Source organism: Serinicoccus kebangsaanensis, from assembly GCF_008919445.1.
Classification (GTDB): Bacteria; Actinomycetota; Actinomycetes; order Actinomycetales; family Dermatophilaceae; genus Ornithinicoccus; species Ornithinicoccus kebangsaanensis.
Window position 1 is genome coordinate 1 of the sequence record NZ_VSLG01000006.1, and the last position, 19,589, is coordinate 19,589.

A 19,589-nucleotide genomic window follows, 5' to 3' on the forward strand; every position below is an offset into this window, starting at 1 on the left:
GCTGATCACCTACCCGCCCTCACCACCTGAACCCAAACGAGGGATCACAGCGCTACACCACTCCACTGGGCTTGACCGGACCCCACGCTGGTCGCCGAGGCCAAGAGGTTCACGCATCTGTTGACAAGACACCCGTGCTAAACGGGCTGACCGGGACTGCCCCGGGTACGAACGGACTGCCTCGCGGACCACGGAGCGTAACGGGAGCCGTCCGAAGCTGTTGACGACCAAGGGCGGTGACGTCACGGTCGCGCTGCCCAAGCTGCGCCAGGGCAGCTTCTTCCCGTCCAGTCGAGGACCTTCACTTCCCTCTTGGCGGTGCTCGCTTCCGCTCCGCGCTGGAGGACGTCCTCCAAATGCTCGTCGACGAGTTCGGCATCGATGCAGCCGACCAGTGGGAGTCGCACCTAGCCCAGGGTCGTCAAGACTGGCGCCATCACCAACTTGCCGCCGCAATACGCGACAACCAGAAGCACGCCGCCGACACGTTGGCCGGACTCGGCTACACCGTCGAGCCACCCCTCGAGGGCTTCCCAGAAGGGCCGGGCCGACAGGTCAGCAGCTACTAGCACCGGCACCACGACGGTATGGGCGCTGGACGCTCATCCCGACCGAGGTGAGCGGCAGATATTTGGGCCGTGGCCGGTCACGGCGCCTTCACACCTTGGACCACTCGACAGGACCGCACCTCGGACCACTCGACAGGACGGCCATCGTGCCTACCCGGCCGTCAATGCTGGAAGTGCGCAACGCCCAAGTGTGTTCGTCGAGTGATGGCGCAGCGGCCACTCACGTATCGATAGAGGCGCTCAGGAGTCCGATGTCGGAGCCCGTTAAGGTCGAGGAGTGTGCTCACACGACGCGTCGCAAGCCAGTAGGACGGCAGCAGTGATTACGGTGTCGGGACGGTCCTCCGACGGGCTTCGCGAGGATGAGTCGGGCCGCCGCCTCACGGTGGCTCTCCGGGAGTTGGGGTATGCCGTCGAGTCCCCGATGGTCGTCCCGGACGGTGTCGAGTCGGTCGCGAGGGCGCTGCGCGACGCCGTCGAGGACGGAGCCCGCCTCGTCGTGACCACCGGCGGCACGGGGATGGGTCCGCGCGACCTCACGCCCGAGGGCACCAGGCAGGTCATCACGCGGGAGAACCCCGGCCTCGCCGAGCTCATCCGCCGGGAGGGCTCCCGGCAGACCCCCTACGCCGCAGTCTCCCGGGGCGTCGTCGGCGTCGTCGACTGGCCGCAGGAGCGCGGCGTCGGCGGCACCCTCGTCATCAACCTGCCCGGCCGCCCCGCGGCCGTAACCGAGGGGATGGACATCATCGGGCCGCTGCTCGGCCATCTGGTCGATCAAGTAGTGGGGGGCGACCACTGATGATGATCCGCGAGCCGCTGGTGGACGGCTACGGCCGGGTCCACCGGGACCTGCGCATCTCCGTGACCGACCGGTGCTCGCTGCGCTGCACCTACTGCATGCCCGAGGACGGCGTGCCCTGGTTGCCCCGGGCGACCATGCTCACCACCGAGGAGGTCGTGCGCCTCGCCGACGTCGCCGTCTCGATGGGGATCGAGGAGATCCGGCTCACCGGCGGCGAGCCGCTGCTGCGCCGCGACCTCGTGGACGTCGTCGCCGGGCTGGCCTCGCTGGACCCGGCGCCCGAGATCAGCATGACGACCAACGCGGTCGGGCTGGCCAAGAACGCCTCGGCGCTGCGCGAGGCCGGCCTCACCCGGGTCAACGTCAGCCTGGACACGCTGCGGCGCGACGTCTTCATCGAGCTCGCGAAGCGCGACCGGCTCAAGGACACCCTCGACGGCGTGCGCGCCGCTGCGGAGGCCGGGCTGGTGCCGGTCAAGATCAACACCGTGCTCATGCGGGGGGTCAACGACGACGCCGAGGACGTGGTCGGGCTGCTGACCTTCGCCCTGGAGCACGGCTACGAGCTGCGCTTCATCGAGCAGATGCCGCTGGACGCCCAGCACGGCTGGGACCGCTCGCAGATGATCACCGGCGAGGAGATCCTCGCGAAGCTGCGCACCGGCTACGACCTCACCCCTCAGCCGGACGAGGCGCGCGGCAGCGCACCGGCCGAGCTCTTCGACGTGCGGCCGTGGGGGGCCGGCCCCGAGGTCGAGCCGCTGGGCACGGTCGGCGCCATCGCCTCGGTGACCATGCCGTTCTGCGGCAGCTGCGACCGGGTGCGGCTCACTGCCGACGGCATGATCCGCCACTGCCTCTTCGCCGCCGGGGGAGACCGACTTGCGGACCCCCCTGCGCGAGGGCGCCCCGGACGACAAGCTGGCCGCGCTGCTCCGGGCCTCGATCACCGCCAAGCTGCCCGGGCACGGCATCAACCAACCCGACTTCCTGCAGCCGCCCCGGCCCATGAGCGCCATCGGCGGCTGAGACCGGTCAGCCCCCGGCGAAGGGCGGCAGCACGTCGAGTACGGCGTCCTGGGCCAGGGGTAGGGACCGGTCGCTGACGTAGCGACCTTCGTGCAGCACCGAGCTGCAGGAGAGCACGCGGGCGAGCTCGGCGCCGTGGAGCTCGGCGAGCTGGTCGAGCAGGCGGCCCAGGTCCTCGGCGGGCACCTGCTCGGTCTCGGTGCCTGCCGCTTCTGCGGCGGCAGCGAAGTACCTCACGGTCGCCATCGTCTATCCCTTCGTGTGTGGTTCGTCCGTCATCGCCGGCTCCCGCCGCAGGCGATGTTCCCAGTGCCGGGCGTCGGCCCAGGTGTCTATGTCCCCGAGGTGCTCCCGCCCGGACTCCTCGTCCTGCCAGCGCAGGTCGGCGACAAGGCGGCGGACCGAGACGTCACGGACCTCCCCCAGCCGTCCCAACGCCCTCTCGAGCGAGACCAGGCGGTAGAGGGCCAGCAGCCACTGGCGGTGACCCTGAGCGTCCTGGTGACCGACGGCGTCCACGTGCTCCGCCGCGCCGTCCACCGAGGCGCGCAGCGCGGCCAGCGCGACCGCAGCGCCGGGCTGGTCGACCGCCACGACTGCCGCCCAGTCGGCTGACCGGGCACCGGCCTGTCCTCCGCTAGGGCGGTGGACGCCCGCGTCGCCCTCAGCGCCGGCGCCCAGCGCCGCCAGTCCCGCGGCGATGCCCGCGACCGGGCCCCCGTCGGGGGGCTCCTCCACCGTCCGGAGCACACCCGCTGGCACAGGAGTATCGCCCACGACCACCACCCGGCCCCCGAGCAGCGGCTGAGCGTCGAGCACCCGTGCCAGCAGCGACCGGCCGCCCACCTCCAGCGCCGCCTTGTCCCGGCCCCCGAGCCGCGTGCCGCGGCCGCCGGCCAGGACCAGGAGGTCCACGACCTGTCCGGGCACGGTCAGGAGTCCGGGAGCGAGAGCGTGAGCAGGCAGACGCTGTCCACGGCGGCGGTGACCTCGTGCCGCTCCGACGGTATGACGCACGCCGTACCCGCGGGCATGGTGTGCGACGACCCTTCGCTGGACAACGTCACCCGGCCGGAGAGGCAGAGCAGGGAGGCCGGGCCGGGCGCGTCGTGCTCGGGCAGGCCGCCACCGGCGGGCAGGCCGAGCAGGACCAGGTTCTGACCGGGCTGGCGCAGTACCGCGCGCACCGCCCGGCCGCGACCCGTGGAGCGTGCCTCCTCCACGAGCGTCTCACCCTGCGCGCGCAGGTCGACGACCGCCGAGGCGCCCTGCGCGCGGGACTGGCCAGGCTCGTCGAGCACGGGGGGCTCGTTCACTGGACCCGCTCCCAGCCGCGCTTCTGCGCCCGGGTGCCGGTCGCCGTCCCGGGCCGCTCGTCGCGGCTGCGGTAGACGATGTAGGGCCGGGTGAAGTAGCCGATCGGTGCGGAGAAGACGTGCACCAGGCGGGTGAAGGGCCACATCGCGAAGAGCAGGAAGGCGAGCAGGGCGTGCAGCTGGAATCCGATCGGCGCGCCCTCCATGAGCGAGGCGTCGGGCTGGAACCAGAAGATCTGCCGGAACCACGGCGAGACACCGTCGCGGTAGTTGTAGTGATCGCCCGCGATACCCAGGTTGAGCAGGGTGCCCGCGATGGTGTTCCACATGCCCAGCACGATGACGACGGCGAGCACGGCATACATGGCCTTGTCGTTGACCGTCGTGGCGCGGAAGACGGGCCCGACGGTACGGCGCCGGTAGACGAGGATGGCCAGCCCGACCAGGCAGGCGATGCCCGCCGGCAGCCCGCCGAGCAGCGCCACGATGTGATACAGCTCCTGGCTCATCCCGGCCCGCTCGGTCCAGCTCTGCGGCACGATCAGCCCCATGAAGTGGCCGACCGCCACGAAGAGGATGCCGAAGTGGAACAGCGGGCTACCGATCCGCAGCAGCTTGTCCTCGTAGAGCTGGGAGCTTCGGGTGGTCCACCCGAACTTGTCGTAGCGATAGCGCCAGACGTGCCCCACGACGAAGGTCGCCAGGCAGATGTAAGGGAAGATCACCCAGAGGAAGGTGCTCATCGGGGGGCTCCTACGGGGATGGTCGGGCCGAGAGACTGGGGGGCGTGCGGTGTGCTGCCGGGGGGCGCGCACCCGTCGGCCGGGGGTGTGCGTAGGCCGTCGAGGTCGGGGTCCATGGCGTAGGGCGCGTCGTCGATCCCGACCGTCTCCTGCGGCGGTCCTTGGGCGATGAGCCGCGCGAGGGCCTGCTCGTCGTCGCCGTCGAGGTCGGGCAGGGTGGCCCGAAGGGCCGCGACCACGTCCAACCAGGGTGAGCCGCGCCGGTCCAGGGCCCGCCGGAGGAGCTCGATGCCGACCCGATGGTCGTTGAGGACCTTCCAGCCCGTGCCGGGGGCGACGGTCGCGCCGAACTCCAGGACGACGGGCAGGTAGTCAGGGAGCTCTGCATCGGCGTCATCCAGCTCGACCCCGTGCTGGCGGTAGAGCTGCTTGAACTGCACCAGTGCCACGCCCCGGTTGCGGGTGTCCCCGTGCAGGAAGTAGGTCAGGTGCAGGGCGCACTTGCGGGTGACGTCGAAGGTGTCGACGTAGTCGCGCTGCAGCTCGGGCAGGCCGACGGCCTCCGCGTGCTCGAGGAACCGGCTCAGCGGCTCACCGGCCGACGGCGGCAGGTTTCCGGCCACCTCCCGGAGCGCCGCCAGGTGCCTGGGCAGGTCCTCGCGGGGGTAGTCCAGCAGCAGTGAGCACAGCTGCCAGGCGTCCGCCTGCGCGCGCGCGTCGAACCGGGGACTGCTGCGCCTGTGGCGCCGCCAGGGCATCATCACTGCTGCCCTTCGTCCGCGCCGGCGACGTTGTCCGGTCGAGCCTGGCCGTCCTCGAGCACGGACCCGTCGTCGGTGCGCTGGTGCGGGCTGCCGCCACCCGCGGAGGCCTCGACGTTGTGCTCGCGCTGGGGGAAGAGACCCTCGGGCATGCCGCGCCCGTCCCAGTTGAGCAGGTTGACGCGACCGCGCTTGCTGCCGCCGGAGACGAGGGTTTCCGACTGGGCCCGCTCCTGGAGCATCTTGAGGTTCTCCACCGCGACCGGGGTGACGGCGCCGCGGCCCGAGCCTTCGCCGAACGGGCCGGAGGAGTCGAGCAGCTCGTCGTCGAAGGAGCTCACGGGGCAGTCCGTGGCCAGCTCCTCCAGGGCGTGCGCCTGCTCCCCGTGGGCGGTCGGGATGACGTAGCGGTCGCCGTACTTGGCGATCGCCAGGAGGCGGAACATCTCGTACATCTCCTCCTCCTCCATGCCGACGGCCTCGGCGATGTGCGCCTGGGGGTCACGGCCCAGGTTGATGTCGCGCATGTAGGACCGCATCGCGGCCAGTCGGCGCAGCACGTCCTCGACCGGCCGGGTGTCGCCGGCGGTGAAGAGGTTGGCGAGGTACTCGATCGGGATGCGCAGCGCGTCGATGGCTGCGAAGAGGTTGTCCTTGTCCTCGGCGTCGTAACCGGTGTCCTTGATGACGTCGACGACCGGCGACAGTGGCGGGATGTACCAGACCATCGGCATGGTGCGGTACTCCGGGTGCAGGGGCAGCGCGACCTTGTAGTCGGTGATGAGCTTGAGGACGGGGCTCTTCTTCGCCGCCTCGATCCAGTCGCCGGGGATGCCCGCGCGCTCGGCCTCGCGCTGGACCGCCGGGTCGCGGGGGTCGAGGAAGACGCTGCGCTGAGCTTCGTAGAGGTCGTGCTCGTTCTCGACCGCGGCGGCCTCGAGCACCTTGTCGGCGTCGTAGAGCATCAGGCCGATGTAGCGCAGCCGGCCCACGCAGGTCTCGGCGCACACGGTCGGGATGCCGACCTCCACGCGTGGGTAGCAGAAGGTGCACTTCTCGGCCTTGCCGGTCTTGTGGTTGAAGTAGACCTTCTTGTAGGGGCAGCCGGTGACGCACATGCGCCAGCCGCGGCACTTGTCCTGGTCGACCAGCACGATGCCGTCTTCCTCGCGCTTGTAGATGGCGCCGGAGGGGCAGGAGGCAGCGCAGCTGGGGTTGAGGCAGTGCTCGCAGATCCGCGGCAGGTAGAACATGAACGTCTGCTCGAACTCGAATTTCACCTTGTCCTCGATGCCCTTGAGCATCGGGTCCTTGGCGGTGTGCTCGGTGGAACCGCCGAGGTCGTCGTCCCAGTTGGCCGACCACTCGATGTTGATGTGCTTGCCCGAGATGAGCGACGTGGGCCGCGCGACGGGAAAGGTGTCCTGCGCCGGGGCGTTGAGCAGCGTCTCGTAGTCGTAGGTCCAGGGCTCGTAGTAGTCCTGGATCGAGGGCATCTTGGGGTTGGAGAAGATGTTGAGCATCTTGTTGAGGCGTCCGCCGGCGCGCAGCTTGAGCCGGCCGTTGTCGGCCCGTATCCAGCCGCCCTTCCACTCCTCCTGGTCCTCGTATCCCCGGGGGTAGCCCAGGCCCGGTCGGGTCTCGACGTTGTTGAACCAGACGTACTCGGTGCCCTGACGGTTGGTCCACGCCTGCTTGCAGGTGACCGAACAGGTGTGGCACCCGATGCACTTGTCCAGGTTCATGACCATGGCCATCTGTGCCATGACGCGCATGTTGTCTCTTTTCCTCAGGTCGGTATGTCGTGCGTCGGGTGGTTCAGTACGTCACCGGGGCGGTGCGCCGGCGGATGACCGTGACCTCGTCACGGTTGCTGCCGATGGGCCCGATGTAGTTGAAGAAGTAGGAGAACTGGGCGTAGCCGCCGACGATGTGGCTCGGCTTGAGCAGGATCCGCGTGAGGCTGTTGTGGATGCCGCCGCGCTTGTTGTCGGTCTCGGTCAGCGGCACGTCGATGAGCCGGTCCTGGGCGTGGTGCATGAAGACCGTGCCCTCGGGCATCCGGTGGCTGACGATGGCCCGGCAGGCGACCACGCCGTTGCGGTTGACCGCCTCGATCCAGTCGTTGTCCCGCACGCCGATCTTGGCCGCGTCCACGTCGGACATCCAGATGGTCTGGCCGCCGCGCGAGAGCGAGAGCATGAACAGGTTGTCCTGGTACTCGCTGTGGATGGACCACTTGCTGTGCGGGGTCAGGTAGCGGACCGCGACCGCGACCGCACCGTCGTGGTCGCTCTGCTGACCGACCGGGTCCTCGCCGAAGAGCGTGGTCATGTTCAGCGGCGGCCGGTAGGTCGGCAGCGACTCGCCCATCCCCTGCACCCAGTCGTGGTCGAGGTAGAAGTGCTGCCGGCCGGTCAGGGTGTGGAACGGTTTGGAGCGTTCGATGTTGATCGTGAACGGTGCGTAGCGCCGCCCTCCGCTCTCCGAGCCGGACCACTCCGGGGAGGTGATGACCGGTACCGGCGCAGCCTGGGTGTCGGCGAAGGTGATCTGCTTGCCCTCGTGCTCGGCCGACAGGTCGTGCAGCTGGGTGCCGGTCCGCTTCTCCAGGAACCGGAACCCCTGCGTCGCCAGGTGGCCGTTGCTGACGCCGGACAGGTGCATGATCGCATCGGCGACCTGGATGTCGGTCTCGATCCTCGGTTGCCCGTCCGCGATACCGCCGCGGACGGTGCCGTTGCGTCGGCGCAGGATGTCGACCTCGCGGCCGACCTCGTACTTGACGCCCTTGGTCAGCATGCCGACCTTCTCCAGCAGCGGGCCTATGGAGGTCATCTTGTCGTAGACGGTGGTGTAGTCGCGCTCGACCTCGGCGACTACCGGCATGGTGCGTCCCGGGACCGGCTCGACCTCGCCGGTGCGCCAGTCCTGGACCCGGCCGTGCACGGTCGCCATCGCCTCCGGGGTGTCGTGCCACAGCGGTTTGGTCACGACGTCCTTGCGGGTGCCCAGGTGGTCGACCGCCAGCTGGGAGAAGCGCCGGGCGATGGCCTTCCACGCCTCCCAGTCGCTCTTGGCCTGCCACGGCGGGGCGATCGCAGGGTTGAAGGAGTGGATGAACGGGTGCATGTCCGTGGTGTTGATGTCGTGCTTCTCGTACCACGTCGCGGCCGGGAGCACGACGTCGGAGAACAGCGTGGAGCTGGTCATCCGGAAGTCGAGCGTCAGCAGCAGGTCGAGCTTGCCCTCGCCGGCCTGCTCGGGCCAGGCCACGTCCTGCGGCCGGTGCTCCGGTGCGGCCTGCGTCGCCTTCACCGCATGGTCGGTGCCCAGCAGGTGCTTGAGGAAGTACTCGTTGCCCTTGGCCGAGGAGCCGAGGAGGTTGGAGCGCCACAGCGACAGGATCCGGGGGTAGTTGTCCGGGTGCTCCGGGTCCTCGACCGCGAAGCGCAGGGTGCCGTCCTTGAGCCGGCTGGCGACGTACTCCCCGGCGGCCATGCCGGCCTCGGCGGCCTCGTCGGCGACCTGGAGGGAGCTGCGGTCGAACTGCGGGTAGGACGGGACCCACCCCAGCCGGACGGCCTGGGCGAGCAGGTCCATCGTGGAGCGCCCGGTGAAGGCGCCGGTCGCGCCGTTGACCGCGTCGGCGTCGAAGGTGTCGTAGCGGTACTGGCTGGTGTGGACGTACCAGTAGGACGTCTGGTTCATGTGCCGCGGCGGCCGCACCCAGTCCAGGGCGAAGGCGAGGTGCTGGAAGCCCATGATCGGGCGGACCTTCTCCTGGCCGACGTAGTGCGCCCAGCCACCGCCGTTGCGGCCCTGGCAGCCGGTGATCGAGGTCAGCACCAGCAGGGCGCGGTAGATCTGGTCGGAGTGGTACCAGTGGTTGATGCCGGCGCCCATGAGGATCATGCCGCGGCCCTGGGTGTCGATCGCGTTCTGCGCCCACTCGCGGCCGATCCGGATGATCTGCTCCACCGGGACGCCCGTGATCTCCGCCGCCCAGGCGGGGGTGGCGGGGGCCGAGGGGTCGTCGTATCCGGACGGCCACGCCCCCGGGAGCCCGTCGCGGCCCACGCCGTACTGGGCGAGCATGAGGTCCAGGACCGTGGTGACCAGCCGGTCGCCGACCCGGCGGACCGGCACGCCCCGGCGCTCCAGCACCTGGCTGCCCTCGAGGTTGTCGAAGCGCGGCAGCGCCACCTCGACCGCCTCGCCGGTGTCGCCGTAGAGGGAGAGCACCGGGCGGATGTCACCCAGGTCGAGGTTCCACCGGCCCTCACCCTCCTCGCCGAAGCGGTGGCCGATGGAGCCGTTCGGGATCGCGACCTCGCCGGTCGCCCCGTCGAGGACCGCCGGCTTCCACATGGCGTTCTCGCTGCCGGCCTCGGGGTGGCCCTCCAGGTCGCCGGCGACGAGGAACTTACCCGGTCGAAAGCTCCCGTCACCGGCGTCATCGAGCGTCACCAGGTATGGCAGGTCGGTGAAGCGCTGGTTGTAGTCGGTGAAGAAGTCGACCTGGCGGTCCACGAAGAACTCGCGCATGACGACGTGCCCCATACCCATCGCCAGCGCACCGTCGGTGCCCGGGGCGGAGGCGACCCACTCGTCGGCGAACTTGACGTTGTCGGCGTAGTCCGGCGCGACCGCGATGACCTTCTGGCCGCGGTAGCGCGCCTCGACCATCCAGTGGGCGTCGGGGGTGCGGGTCAGCGGGACGTTGGAGCCCCACATGATGAGGTAGCCCGCGTCCCACCAGTCGCCGGACTCGGGCACGTCGGTCTGGTCGCCGAACATCTGCGGGGAGGCGTTGGGCAGGTCGGCGTACCAGTCGTAGAAGGACAGCATGGGCGCGCCGATGAGCTCGTGGAACCGGGCTCCGGAGGCGTAGGACACCGGGGACATGGCCGGGATGGGTGAGAACCCCGCGATGCGGTCCGGGCCGAACCGCTTGACCGTGTAGACGTGGGCCGCGGCGACGAGGTCGACGACGTCCTCCCAGCTGGCCCGCACCAGGCCGCCCTTGCCGCGCGCCGCCTTGTAGGCCCGTGCCTTCTCCTCGTCCTGGACGATCGAGGCCCAGGCCAGCACGGGGTCGCCGTACTGCTGGCGGGCGGCTCGGAACATCTCCAGCAGGGTGCCGCGCACGTAGGGGTAGCGCACCCGGGTCGGGCTGTAGGTATACCAGGAGAAGGCCGCCCCGCGGGGGCAGCCGCGCGGCTCGTACTCCGGCTTGTCCGCGCCGGTCGAGGGGTAGTCGGTCTGCTGGGCCTCCCAGGTGATGATCCCGTCCTTGACGTAGACCTTCCAGGAGCACGAGCCGGTGCAGTTGACGCCGTGCGTGGAACGAACCACCTTGTCGTGGCTCCATCGGTCTCGGTAGAAGGAGTCGCCGCTGCGGCCGCCCTCGAGGCTCAGCGTCCGCCGGTCGTCTGAGACCCGCCCTCGGGTGAAGAACCGGCGGGTCCCGACCAGGGCGTCGCTGAGCGGGCCGTCGAGGCGGGCAGAGGTGATGTCGCTCATGCGGGGTCTCCTGGTGCGGTGGCGGGGGTGTCGGTCGGGGTCTCGGGGTCGTCCGCCGGGATGGCGTGCTGGGAGGACCCCCAGCGCGCGGGTCCGGGCTCGATGGGCTCGCCCGGCGGGGTACGGCCGCGCAACAGCAGCGCATGGCAGGTGGCGGGGGCCACGAACGGACGCAGGCTGACGCCCGCCGTGTCCTCACCGGCCACCTCCAGGGCACCCTTGAGCAGCCCACGGTGCACGCCGCACACGACCTCCGGGCTCTCCCGGGCCAGGTCGAGGAAGGGACAGTCGCGCAGCGTGATGCGCACGTCGCCCTGCCGGCCGGACATCTCGAGGTCAGGGGTGTAACCCCATTCCTGGAGCAGGTCGACCACAGCCCCCACCTTGCCCACCCACTCACCGGTGGTGCGGGCGGGCTCCGCCAGCGGCTCCGTCCCGTCGGCACCCAGGCGTCGACGCACCCACTGGGCCCCCGCCTCTTCCGGGGTCGGACTCTCGCCTTGGGTGGGGTCCAGCGCGCTGGCCAGCACGGTCGCCAGGACCTGGAAAGGCCCCTCGATCGCGGGCTCCGGTGCCGCCTGCGCCACGGCCGAGGCGACATACCGTTTGGCTGGACGGCCCGCGCCACCGCTACGCACGACGTGGGTGTCCACCAAGCCGCCGTCGACCAGCTGGTCGAGGTGGAAGCGCACCGTCGTGCTGTGCAGCCCCATCTCCTGGCCGAGCTCGGCGGCGGTCAGGCCGGTGTCACGGGTGGGGCGGCCGGACACGGCCAGTGGTGGCAGTGCCCGCAGCCGCTCGATGATCGAGCGCCGGACGGCGGAGGCCATCAACGAGTTTGCCCCACGGGACGGCCCGGCGGGCTCGGTACCGGACATCGAGGACTCCTTTTAGTGGATGTTTCCCGCTCAATCTAAGCCACGTGTCACCCCCTGCGCAATCAGGGCCGCCGATGAGGTGACCACTGACAAAATCGCAGGTAGACGAACTATTACGACATTCCGTCGTGCTCGAATTCGGGTGTCGCGTACGCCACGACCCTACGGATGCGGAGTAGCCTCCTACGGGGTGTAGGATCAGCGCGGACATCATTTAGATGAGTCTGTTCCTTCTAATGAGGAGAGCCATGAGCACCCCTGCCCCCGCGACCGGCCCGGTGTCGGCCTCGCGCTCTGGCGCCACCCGGGTCATGTGGACGTCCACCGTGGCCTTCACGCTGATGTTCGCGGTGTGGCTCATGTTCGGGATCCTGGGCAAGCCCATCCAGCAGGAGTTCGGTCTCACCGACACCCAGCTCTCCTGGGTCAGCGCGCTGGCCGTGCTCAACGGGGCGATGTGGCGCCTGCCGGCGGGGATGCTCGCGGACCGGATCGGGGGACGCAAGGTGATGACCGCGATGCTCGCCATCACCGCGGTGCCAGCGTTCCTGGTCAGCCTCGCCGAGAGCTACGCGATGCTGCTGGTGCTGGCGTTCCTCGTCGGCTTCGCCGGCAACGCCTTCAGCGTGGGCATCGCCTGGAACGCCGCCTGGGCGCCGCGCGAGCGGCAGGGATTCGCTCTCGGGCTCTTCGGCGCCGGCAACGTCGGCGCGTCGGTGACCAAGTTCATCGGGCCCCCGATCATCGCGGCTACCGCCGGCACCACGGTCGTCCTGGGCCTGCAGGGCGGCTGGCGGCTCATCCCCGTCGTCTACGCCGTCCTGCTACTGGTCATGGCGGCAGCACTGTGGGTCCTCACCCCCTCCCAGGACCGGATGCCCGGGGCCAGCAGGCCCCTGGGCGAGATGCTCGCGCCGCTGTCGCAGGTGCGGGTGTGGCGGTTCAGCCTCTACTACGTCGCCGTGTTCGGCGCCTACGTCGCGCTGTCCGCCTGGATGCCGCTCTACTACATGAACAACTTCGGGGTCTCCCTGGCCGCAGCCGGCCTGCTCACCGCGGTGTTCATCTTCCCCGCCTCGCTGCTGCGGCCCGTGGGCGGCTGGTTCTCCGACCGCTGGGGCGCACGCCGGGCGATGTACGGCACCTTCTTCGTCATGCTGGCCACCTCAGGCGTCCTCATGATGCCCAATGGCCACGTCGTCATCAACCACGCGGACGGGACGCAGTCGGAGCACCTGGGCTACGCGATGCACATCGTGCCCTTCACCATCCTGCTGTTCCTGCTCGGCTGCGCCATGGGCGTGGGCAAGGCCGCGGTCTACAAGCACATCCCCGAGTACTTCCCCGGCAACGTCGGCCCGGTCGGCGGCCTGGTGGGCATGCTCGGCGGCCTGGGCGGCTTCTTCCTGCCGCCACTGTTCGCCTACACCACGGCCTGGTCCGGCTTCCCCACGTCCACCTTCTTCGTCATCTTCCTGCTCACCGCCCTCTGCCTGGTGTGGATGCACCTGACGGTCGTGCGGATGCTGCACGAGCGCTCGCCCGAGGTGTCCGCCGACATCGAGGTCCCGACGCACACCACCGAGCCCGCACCTGCCGGCATCCCAGCCGGCTCCACCCACAGCACGACCCTCGAGGAGACCCGCGCATGAGCACCGTCGACAACCACCGCACCGGAGGGGAGTGGCTGCAGTCCTGGGACCCGGAGAACGAGCAGACCTGGGACAAGGGTCTGGCCTGGCGGACCCTGTGGATCACCACCTTCTGCCTGACCCTCGCCTTCGTGGCGTGGTTCCTGCCGAGCGCGATCATCCCCAAGCTCAACGCGCTGGGCTACGAGTTCACCAAGAGCCAGCTCTACTGGATGGCTGCCATGCCCGGCCTGTCCGCCGGACTGTTCCGCCTGGTGTGGATGGTGCTGCCCCCGATGCTGGGCACCCGTAAGATGGTCAGCCTCACCACGCTGCTGCTGATCGCCTCCACCCTCGGCTGGGGGGTGCGCGTGCAGGCACCGACCGCCCCCTACTGGGAGCTGATGGTCCTCGCCTTCCTCGCCGGCATCGGCGGTGGAGCCTTCTCGGGCTTCATGCCCTCGACCTCCTACTTCTTCCCGAAGAGGAAGCAGGGCACCGCGCTCGGCCTGCAGGCCGGGATCGGCAACTTCGGCGTCTCGCTGGTCCAGCTGCTGACGCCCTACCTCATCGCCATGGGTGCCCTGGCCGTGTTCGGCAGCAGCCAGCAGCTGCAGATACCGGGCCAGCAGGCCCAGCAGGTCTGGTACCAGAACGCGGCGTTCGTCTGGATCCCGCTCATGGTCGTCGGCGCCGTGCTCGCCTGGACGATGCTCAAGTCGGTCCCCGTCAAGGCCAACATCCGCCAGCAGTTCGACATCTTCTCCAACCAGGACACCTGGTGGATGACGGTGCTCTACATCATGACCTTCGGCACATTCTCCGGGCTCTCGGCACAGTTCGGGCTGCTCATGGCCAACCTCTACGGCATCGGCAACGAACAGATCGTCAGCGGCTCCGGGCCGGACGCACAGATGCTCATCCCCGGGTATGCCGTGCCCGACGTGGTCGCCTTCGTCTTCCTCGGCCCCCTCATCGGCGCCGGTGCCAGGGTGCTGTTCTCCCCGCTCACCGACCGGATGGGCGGCGCCATCTGGACCCTCATCTCCGGGCTGGGACTCATCGCCTCGATCGCCGTGACCATCCCGGCGCTGACCCCGGACACCAGCTCCGCCGAGGCCCTCAGCGCAGACTTCCGGCACTTCCTCCTCGGCATGCTCGCGATCTTCCTCTTCGCCGGCATCGGCAACGCCTCGACGTTCAAGCAGATGCCGATGATCTTCGAGCGCCGGCAGGCGGGGGGTGTCATCGGGTGGACGGCCGCGATCGCCGCCTTCGGCCCGTTCCTCTTCGGCGTCGGCCTGACGATCATGAGCCCGACCCTCTTCTACCTGATCGGCATCGCCTGGGCCGTGATGTGCGTCGCCATCACCTGGATGCGCTACGCCCGCCCGGGCGCCCCCAAGCCCGGCTGACCGGCTGCCTGCCACCTGCCCACCACCGTCCACGACGAACACCGGAGGACCCCATGACCCACACCGAGCTCCCCCTCGCCCAGGTCCGCGAGGGCGGTTGCGGCTGCGGTTGCAGCGACGAGGGCGTGCCCGCCCTCGACGCCCGCCAGATCCCCCACGCGCTGCGCCACGCGAGCATCCTCGGCGCCCTGTCCGGGCTGCGTCCGGGACAGCAGATGGACCTCGTCGCCCCGCACGACCCCCTGCCGCTGCTCGCCCAGATCACCGACCGCGAGGGAGAGGCCATCAGCTGGGACTACCGGGGCAGCGGCCCCCAGGCCTGGACCCTTCGGTTCACCCGCGCCGCCTGAGATGTGCACCTACTGCGGCTGCGAGTCAATTGGGGTCATCGGCCGGTTCATGGCCGAGCACACCGACATCATCAACGCCTCCGGTGAGCTGCGCCGGGCGTGCGAGGGCGGCAGTACCCCGCAGGTCGTGGCGGCCGTCGACCGGGTCGAGGCGCTGCTGCACCCGCACACCCGCGACGAGGAGACCGGGCTGTTCGCCGTACTGCGCCGCCAGGAGGAGTTCACCGACCACATCGACAGCCTCTGCTCGGAGCACACCACGCTCGATGCCCAGCTCGAGGCGATCCGGAGGGCCGGCGCGGACGTCGACCCCGTGCTCGTCGACACCTTCCTGCACGACCTGCGTCACCACATCGACAGGGAGGACAACGGTCTGTTCCCCGCTGCGGCGATCGCTCTCGACGCCCCCGACTGGGCCGAGGTGGACGAGGCGACGCCGACCCCGATGGCGAAGGCGCAGGGACAGGCACCGCACCCAGGATGAGGACGAGCACGGGCCTCGCCGGCCGTAGCCCGCGCTGCACCCCGCTGCTCATCGCCGGCGGTGGACTGGCCCTGCTGGCCGGCTTGGACGCCGCACTCACCCTGGCCGGTCTGCCCGCCCCCTTCGGCAGCGCGCGGCTCGCGGTCCTGCACGGGCCGCTCATGGTGCTCGGGTTCCTCGGCACCGTCATCGCCCTCGAACGCGCCGTCGCCCTGCGCGCGACCTGGTCCCTCCTCGCGCCTGCACTGCTGGGCGCCGGGGCCCTCGCCCTGGTACTGCTGCCCCAGCCGCTGCTCGGACGGCTGCTACTCGTGCAGGGCATGCTGCTGCTCGTCGTGGTCTACCTCGCGCTGTGGCGGCGTAACCGCGACCTGCTCGTGGCCGTCCAGGCTCTCGGCGCCGTCCTCGCCGCCGCGGCCGCGCTGCTGCTCAACCGCGTCCAGGTGGCGGCCGTCGTGCCGCTGCTGATCGGCTTCGTCGTGCTGACCATCGCCGCCGAGCGCGTCGAGCTGGCCCGCCTGGCGATGCCGACCATCTCCCGGGCCGCCCTCACCGCCCACGCCACAGGCCTGAGCGGCGCCGCCGTCGCGGCCGTGCTGTGGCCCTCGACGGGAGGGCGCCTGCTGGGGGTGTCCTTGATGCTTCTAACGGCCTGGCTCGTCCGACACGACATCGCCCGCCGGATGGTCCGCACGAGCCGGCTGCCGCGCTTCGCCGCCGCCGCGCTCCTCGCCGGCTACGGGTGGCTCGCCGTCGGCGGGCTGAGTCTGGTCCTGATGGGGTCGTCGACGGTCTCGGCCGCCGGGTACGACATCGTGGTCCACGCGACCTTCCTCGGCTTCGCGATGTCGATGATCCTGGCCCACGCCCCGGTGATCCTGCCCGCCGTGCTGCGGGTGCGCCTGCCTTACACCACGCTCATGTGGGGCCCCCTGGTCCTGCTGCACGTCACCCTGCTCGGTCGGTTCCTGACGTTGGCCGTCGGCACGACGACCGGCTGGCACGCCGCGCTCATCGGCAACGTCGCAGCCGTCCTGCTCTTCATCACGGTGGCGGTCATCACCTCGGCCGGCGCCCGGCGCCACCGAACCGGACGCGCACGGCATACCCGCCACCGCTCCCCCACCCCTACGACCGAGGAACACGAGCCCGCATGCCTGTCCTGACCAGCCCTACCGTCCCCGACGCCCCGCGAGCGACCGGTCCCGCCCGTCCGGGCGGCACACGGGGCAGGTGGCCGCTGCGCGACTACCCCGGCGTGCTGTGGATGGTGCTCGCGGTGGCCACGACCTTGGTGCACCCTTTCGTGCCCGACTCGCGCTGGCTCATGGTGCACCTGGTGCTGCTCGGCGCCCTGACGCACTCGATCATGGTGTGGAGCACCCACTTCACCCAGGCGCTGCTGAAGACCGCGCCCGGCCTGGACGACCGGCGCCAGCAGAACCGCCGCCTGATCCTGCTCCTGGTCGGCACCACGACCATCCTGGTCGGCGTGCCCACGGCGCAGTGGTGGGTCACCGCGACGGGCGCGGCGCTGGTCACCGCCGCCGTCGTCTGGCACGGCGTGCAGCTCTTCCGCCGGCTGCGCTCGGCGCTGCCGGGCCGGTTCCGGGTGACGGTGCGGTACTACCTGGCCGCGGCCGTCTGCCTGCCAGTCGGCGTCGCCCTGGGCGCCACCCTCGCGCTGGGTCTCGACGACGCGACGCACGGCCGCATCCTGCTGGCGCACATCACCGTCAACATCCTCGGCTGGGTCGGGCTCACCGTCACCGGCACCCTGCTCACCCTGTGGCCCACGATGCTGCGCACCCCCATCGGGCCCGAGGCGGAACGGCGCGCGCGCCAGGCCCTGCCCGGACTCGCCGGCGCGATCGCGCTGCTCGTGACCGGCGCCCTGGCTGACCTGCGGTGGGTCACCGTCGCCGCGCTGAGCCTGTACGCCCTGGCGCTGGCGTGGTGGGCCTCCGCGGTCCTCGCGCCGGCTCGGACCGCCCGCCCGCGCGAGTTCGCCCCGGCCTCGGTCGGTCTGTCGCTGGTCTGGTGGCTGGCCGGCATCGTGGTCGTCCTCGTGCGGCTCTCGACCACGCAGACGTGGGCCGAGTTCACCGACGGCTTCGGCCCCACCACCGCGATCCTCGTCGTCGGGTTCGCCGCGCAGCTGCTGGCGGGAGCGCTGTCCTACCTGGTGCCGTCGGTGCTCGGCGGCGGCAAGACCGTCGTGCGAGCCGGGCAGACGTGGTTCGACCGGTGGGGTACCGCCCGGCTGGTCCTCATCAACGCCGGCCTGCTCCTGTGCCTGCTGCCCGCCCCGAGCATCGTCCGCGTCATCCTGTCCGTCCTCGTCGTGCTCGCCCTTGCCGCCTTCGTCCCGCTGATGCTCGCCGGGATCCGCGCCGCGGTGCGCGCGAAGAAAGAGGTGGAGACGGCCCGCGCCCGGGGAGAACGCCCGGCCGGGGCGGCCCCCACGCTGGGCACTCCCGCCGGCAAGCCCGACCGGATGCCCTCGGTCTGGTCCGGCGGGCAGTTGGTGGCTGCGGTGTCCGCGCTCGTGCTGGCCGTGTCGATCGGCGTCGCGCTCGACCCTCCCGCAGCCGGCCTGGGCCTATCCGGGGACGCGAGCAGGGAGCCCGTGGTCGCCCCCACCGGCGCCACCACCACCGTGCAGGTGGCCGCCGTCGACATGCGCTTCGAGCCCGCCCGTATCGAGGTGCCCCGCGGTGACCGCCTCGTGGTCGAGCTGACCAACACCGACCCGGCCACCGTGCACGACCTGCAGATGCTCGGCGAGCGGACCCCGCGCCTGGCCCCCGGCGAGTCCGCCACGCTCGACCTGGGTGTCGTCGGAGAGCCGGCGCAGGGTTGGTGCACGATCGTGGGCCACCGGCAGATGGGAATGGTCCTGGACGTCGTGGTGACCGGGGACGACCAGGTGTCCCTCGCCGCTGAGGACCTTACCGGCCACGACACCGAGGGAAACGACACCGACGGCCCAGCCTCGATGCACCTCGACCCGCAGACCCCGGTGACGGACCCGGTCGACCCAGCTCTGCCGCCGGTGACGACGAAGGCGGGCACCACGCACCAGCGCACCCTCAGGGCGACCGAGGAGGAGCTCGAGGTCGCCCCCGGCATCACTCAGCTCCGCTGGACCTTCAACGGTCGGGTCCCGGGTCCGACGCTGCGCGGCAAGGTGGGGGACGTCTTCGAGATCACCCTGGTCAACGACGGGACGATGGGTCATTCGATCGACTTCCACGCCGGGGCCCTGGCCCCTGACGAGCCGATGCGCACCATCCCACCCGGGGAGTCGCTGGTCTATACCTTCACCGCACAGCGGGCCGGGATCTGGATGTACCACTGCTCGACCATGCCCATGACCAGCCACATCTCGGCCGGCATGCACGGCGCCGTCATCATCGACCCACCCGAGGGCCTGCCTCCGGTCGACCAGGAGTACCTGCTCGTCCAGTCCGAGGTACACCTCTCCCCCGCCACAGATCACGCAGAAGCGCCTGCTGCGGAGGTCGACGCCGTGGCGGCCGCCTCGGACCGGCCAAGCTTCGTCACCTTCAACGGCATCGCCAACCAGTACGACGAGCACGTTCTCGACGTCGTGGTCGGAGACCGCGTGCGGCTCTGGGTGCTGGACGCCGGCCCGAACCGTTCGACGTCCTTCCACGTCGTCGGCGGCCAGTTCGACACCGTCTACGCCGAAGGGGCCTGGCGTCTCGGGGGTCCCGAGGCTCCGGCCGAGGACGCAGGAGCACAGACCCTGGGCCTCATGGCCGCCCAGGGCGGCTTCGTCGAGCTGACCTTCCCCGAGGCGGGGTCCTACCCGTTCGTCTCCCACGCCATGGCCGACGCCGAGCGCGGCGCCCACGGGGTCATACGGGTCACTACGCGGACCGATGATTGAACACCCACCGCCGCCGGAGGGATCGCTGCGCAAGCCGAGTCCGCCCCGGTGTCCGTCCGCGGCTGAGGGCAGCTCAGGCACCTGGGTCTGGAGGACCAGGTCGTCCTGACGGACGTGCAGCATACGTGCACCACGGCTGGCGCCTCGTGGCTCGTATTGGCCACTG

General features: G+C 70.5%; 16 protein-coding genes and 2 pseudogenes. 10 read left to right on the plus strand and 8 right to left on the minus strand.

The window, feature by feature from the left end:
• Positions 1–166: 166 nt before the first annotated feature.
• The 4 genes and pseudogenes from FXF60_RS16795 to moaA all read left to right on the plus strand — a co-directional run.
• Positions 167–301, plus strand: a pseudogene (locus FXF60_RS16795) (transposase); the annotation flags it as partial.
• Positions 302–356: 55 nt separating this feature from the next.
• The gene (locus FXF60_RS16800) at positions 357–569 is read left to right on the plus strand and encodes a hypothetical protein (protein ID WP_238335770.1); all 213 of its coding nucleotides are present in this window, start codon (positions 357–359) and stop codon (positions 567–569) included.
• A 328-nt stretch (positions 570–897) separates the two neighbouring features.
• Positions 898–1,371 (plus strand): MogA/MoaB family molybdenum cofactor biosynthesis protein, encoded by a 474-nt coding sequence (locus FXF60_RS08165; protein WP_238335771.1) that lies wholly within the window; start codon positions 898–900, stop codon positions 1,369–1,371.
• Positions 1,371–2,403, plus strand: a pseudogene (gene moaA, locus FXF60_RS08170) (GTP 3',8-cyclase MoaA). The gene FXF60_RS08165 and the pseudogene moaA overlap by 1 nt, the downstream one beginning before the upstream one ends.
• Positions 2,404–2,409: 6 nt before the next feature.
• Here moaA and FXF60_RS08175 read toward each other — a convergent pair.
• Genes FXF60_RS08175 through FXF60_RS08205 form a run of 8 tightly spaced genes read right to left on the minus strand, consistent with a single transcriptional unit; the run spans position 2,410 to position 11,627 of the window.
• Complete coding sequence (locus FXF60_RS08175; RefSeq protein WP_151525381.1) at positions 2,410–2,649, minus strand: MoaD/ThiS family protein; 240 nt, start codon at positions 2,647–2,649, stop codon at positions 2,410–2,412.
• A gap of 3 nt (positions 2,650–2,652) precedes the next feature.
• Complete coding sequence (mobA, locus tag FXF60_RS08180) at positions 2,653–3,333, minus strand: molybdenum cofactor guanylyltransferase (RefSeq protein WP_158068411.1); 681 nt, start codon at positions 3,331–3,333, stop codon at positions 2,653–2,655.
• Positions 3,334–3,335: 2 nt separating this feature from the next.
• Positions 3,336–3,704, minus strand: coding sequence for a cupin domain-containing protein (locus FXF60_RS16505; protein WP_192796660.1), 369 nt, complete (start codon positions 3,702–3,704; stop codon positions 3,336–3,338).
• A gap of 11 nt (positions 3,705–3,715) precedes the next feature.
• On the minus strand, positions 3,716–4,462 hold the full coding sequence (gene narI, locus FXF60_RS08185; RefSeq protein ID WP_075819025.1) for a respiratory nitrate reductase subunit gamma: 747 nt from the start codon (positions 4,460–4,462) through the stop codon (positions 3,716–3,718).
• Entirely contained in the window at positions 4,459–5,220 is a 762-nt protein-coding gene (gene narJ, locus FXF60_RS08190) for a nitrate reductase molybdenum cofactor assembly chaperone (RefSeq protein ID WP_151525383.1), read from the minus strand. The genes narI and narJ overlap by 4 nt, the downstream gene beginning before the upstream one ends.
• Before the next feature lie 2 nt (positions 5,221–5,222).
• Positions 5,223–6,998: a nitrate reductase subunit beta gene (gene narH / locus FXF60_RS08195; RefSeq protein WP_151525385.1), complete on the minus strand. Its 1,776-nt coding sequence runs from the start codon at positions 6,996–6,998 to the stop codon at positions 5,223–5,225.
• A 43-nt stretch (positions 6,999–7,041) separates the two neighbouring features.
• Positions 7,042–10,749, minus strand: a complete 3,708-nt coding sequence (locus tag FXF60_RS08200; RefSeq protein ID WP_151525387.1) for a nitrate reductase subunit alpha — start codon at positions 10,747–10,749, stop codon at positions 7,042–7,044.
• The gene (locus FXF60_RS08205) at positions 10,746–11,627 is read right to left on the minus strand and encodes a helix-turn-helix transcriptional regulator (protein WP_151525389.1); all 882 of its coding nucleotides are present in this window, start codon (positions 11,625–11,627) and stop codon (positions 10,746–10,748) included. Before FXF60_RS08205 ends, FXF60_RS08200 begins: the two co-directional genes overlap by 4 nt.
• A 248-nt stretch (positions 11,628–11,875) precedes the next feature.
• Here FXF60_RS08205 and FXF60_RS08210 point away from each other — a divergent pair, with 248 nt between their 5' ends.
• The 6 genes from FXF60_RS08210 to FXF60_RS08235 are packed head-to-tail and all read left to right on the plus strand — an operon-like array spanning position 11,876 to position 19,423.
• Positions 11,876–13,279 carry an MFS transporter gene (locus FXF60_RS08210; protein ID WP_202879594.1) on the plus strand — a complete coding sequence of 468 codons (1,404 nt, stop codon included), beginning with the start codon at positions 11,876–11,878 and terminating at the stop codon, positions 13,277–13,279.
• Positions 13,276–14,673: an MFS transporter gene (locus FXF60_RS08215; RefSeq protein ID WP_151525391.1), complete on the plus strand. Its 1,398-nt coding sequence runs from the start codon at positions 13,276–13,278 to the stop codon at positions 14,671–14,673. Before FXF60_RS08210 ends, FXF60_RS08215 begins: the two co-directional genes overlap by 4 nt.
• Before the next feature lie 53 nt (positions 14,674–14,726).
• Positions 14,727–15,023 carry a DUF2249 domain-containing protein gene (locus FXF60_RS08220; protein ID WP_151525393.1) on the plus strand — a complete coding sequence of 99 codons (297 nt, stop codon included), beginning with the start codon at positions 14,727–14,729 and terminating at the stop codon, positions 15,021–15,023.
• Between the two features lie 49 nt (positions 15,024–15,072).
• Positions 15,073–15,507 carry a hemerythrin domain-containing protein gene (locus FXF60_RS08225; protein WP_238335773.1) on the plus strand — a complete coding sequence of 145 codons (435 nt, stop codon included), beginning with the start codon at positions 15,073–15,075 and terminating at the stop codon, positions 15,505–15,507.
• Positions 15,504–16,673 carry a DUF8744 domain-containing protein gene (locus FXF60_RS08230; protein ID WP_192796661.1) on the plus strand — a complete coding sequence of 390 codons (1,170 nt, stop codon included), beginning with the start codon at positions 15,504–15,506 and terminating at the stop codon, positions 16,671–16,673. The genes FXF60_RS08225 and FXF60_RS08230 overlap by 4 nt, the downstream gene beginning before the upstream one ends.
• Entirely contained in the window at positions 16,661–19,423 is a 2,763-nt protein-coding gene (locus tag FXF60_RS08235) for a multicopper oxidase domain-containing protein (RefSeq protein ID WP_151525396.1), read from the plus strand. The genes FXF60_RS08230 and FXF60_RS08235 overlap by 13 nt, the downstream gene beginning before the upstream one ends.
• The last annotated feature ends 166 nt before the right edge of the window (positions 19,424–19,589 follow it).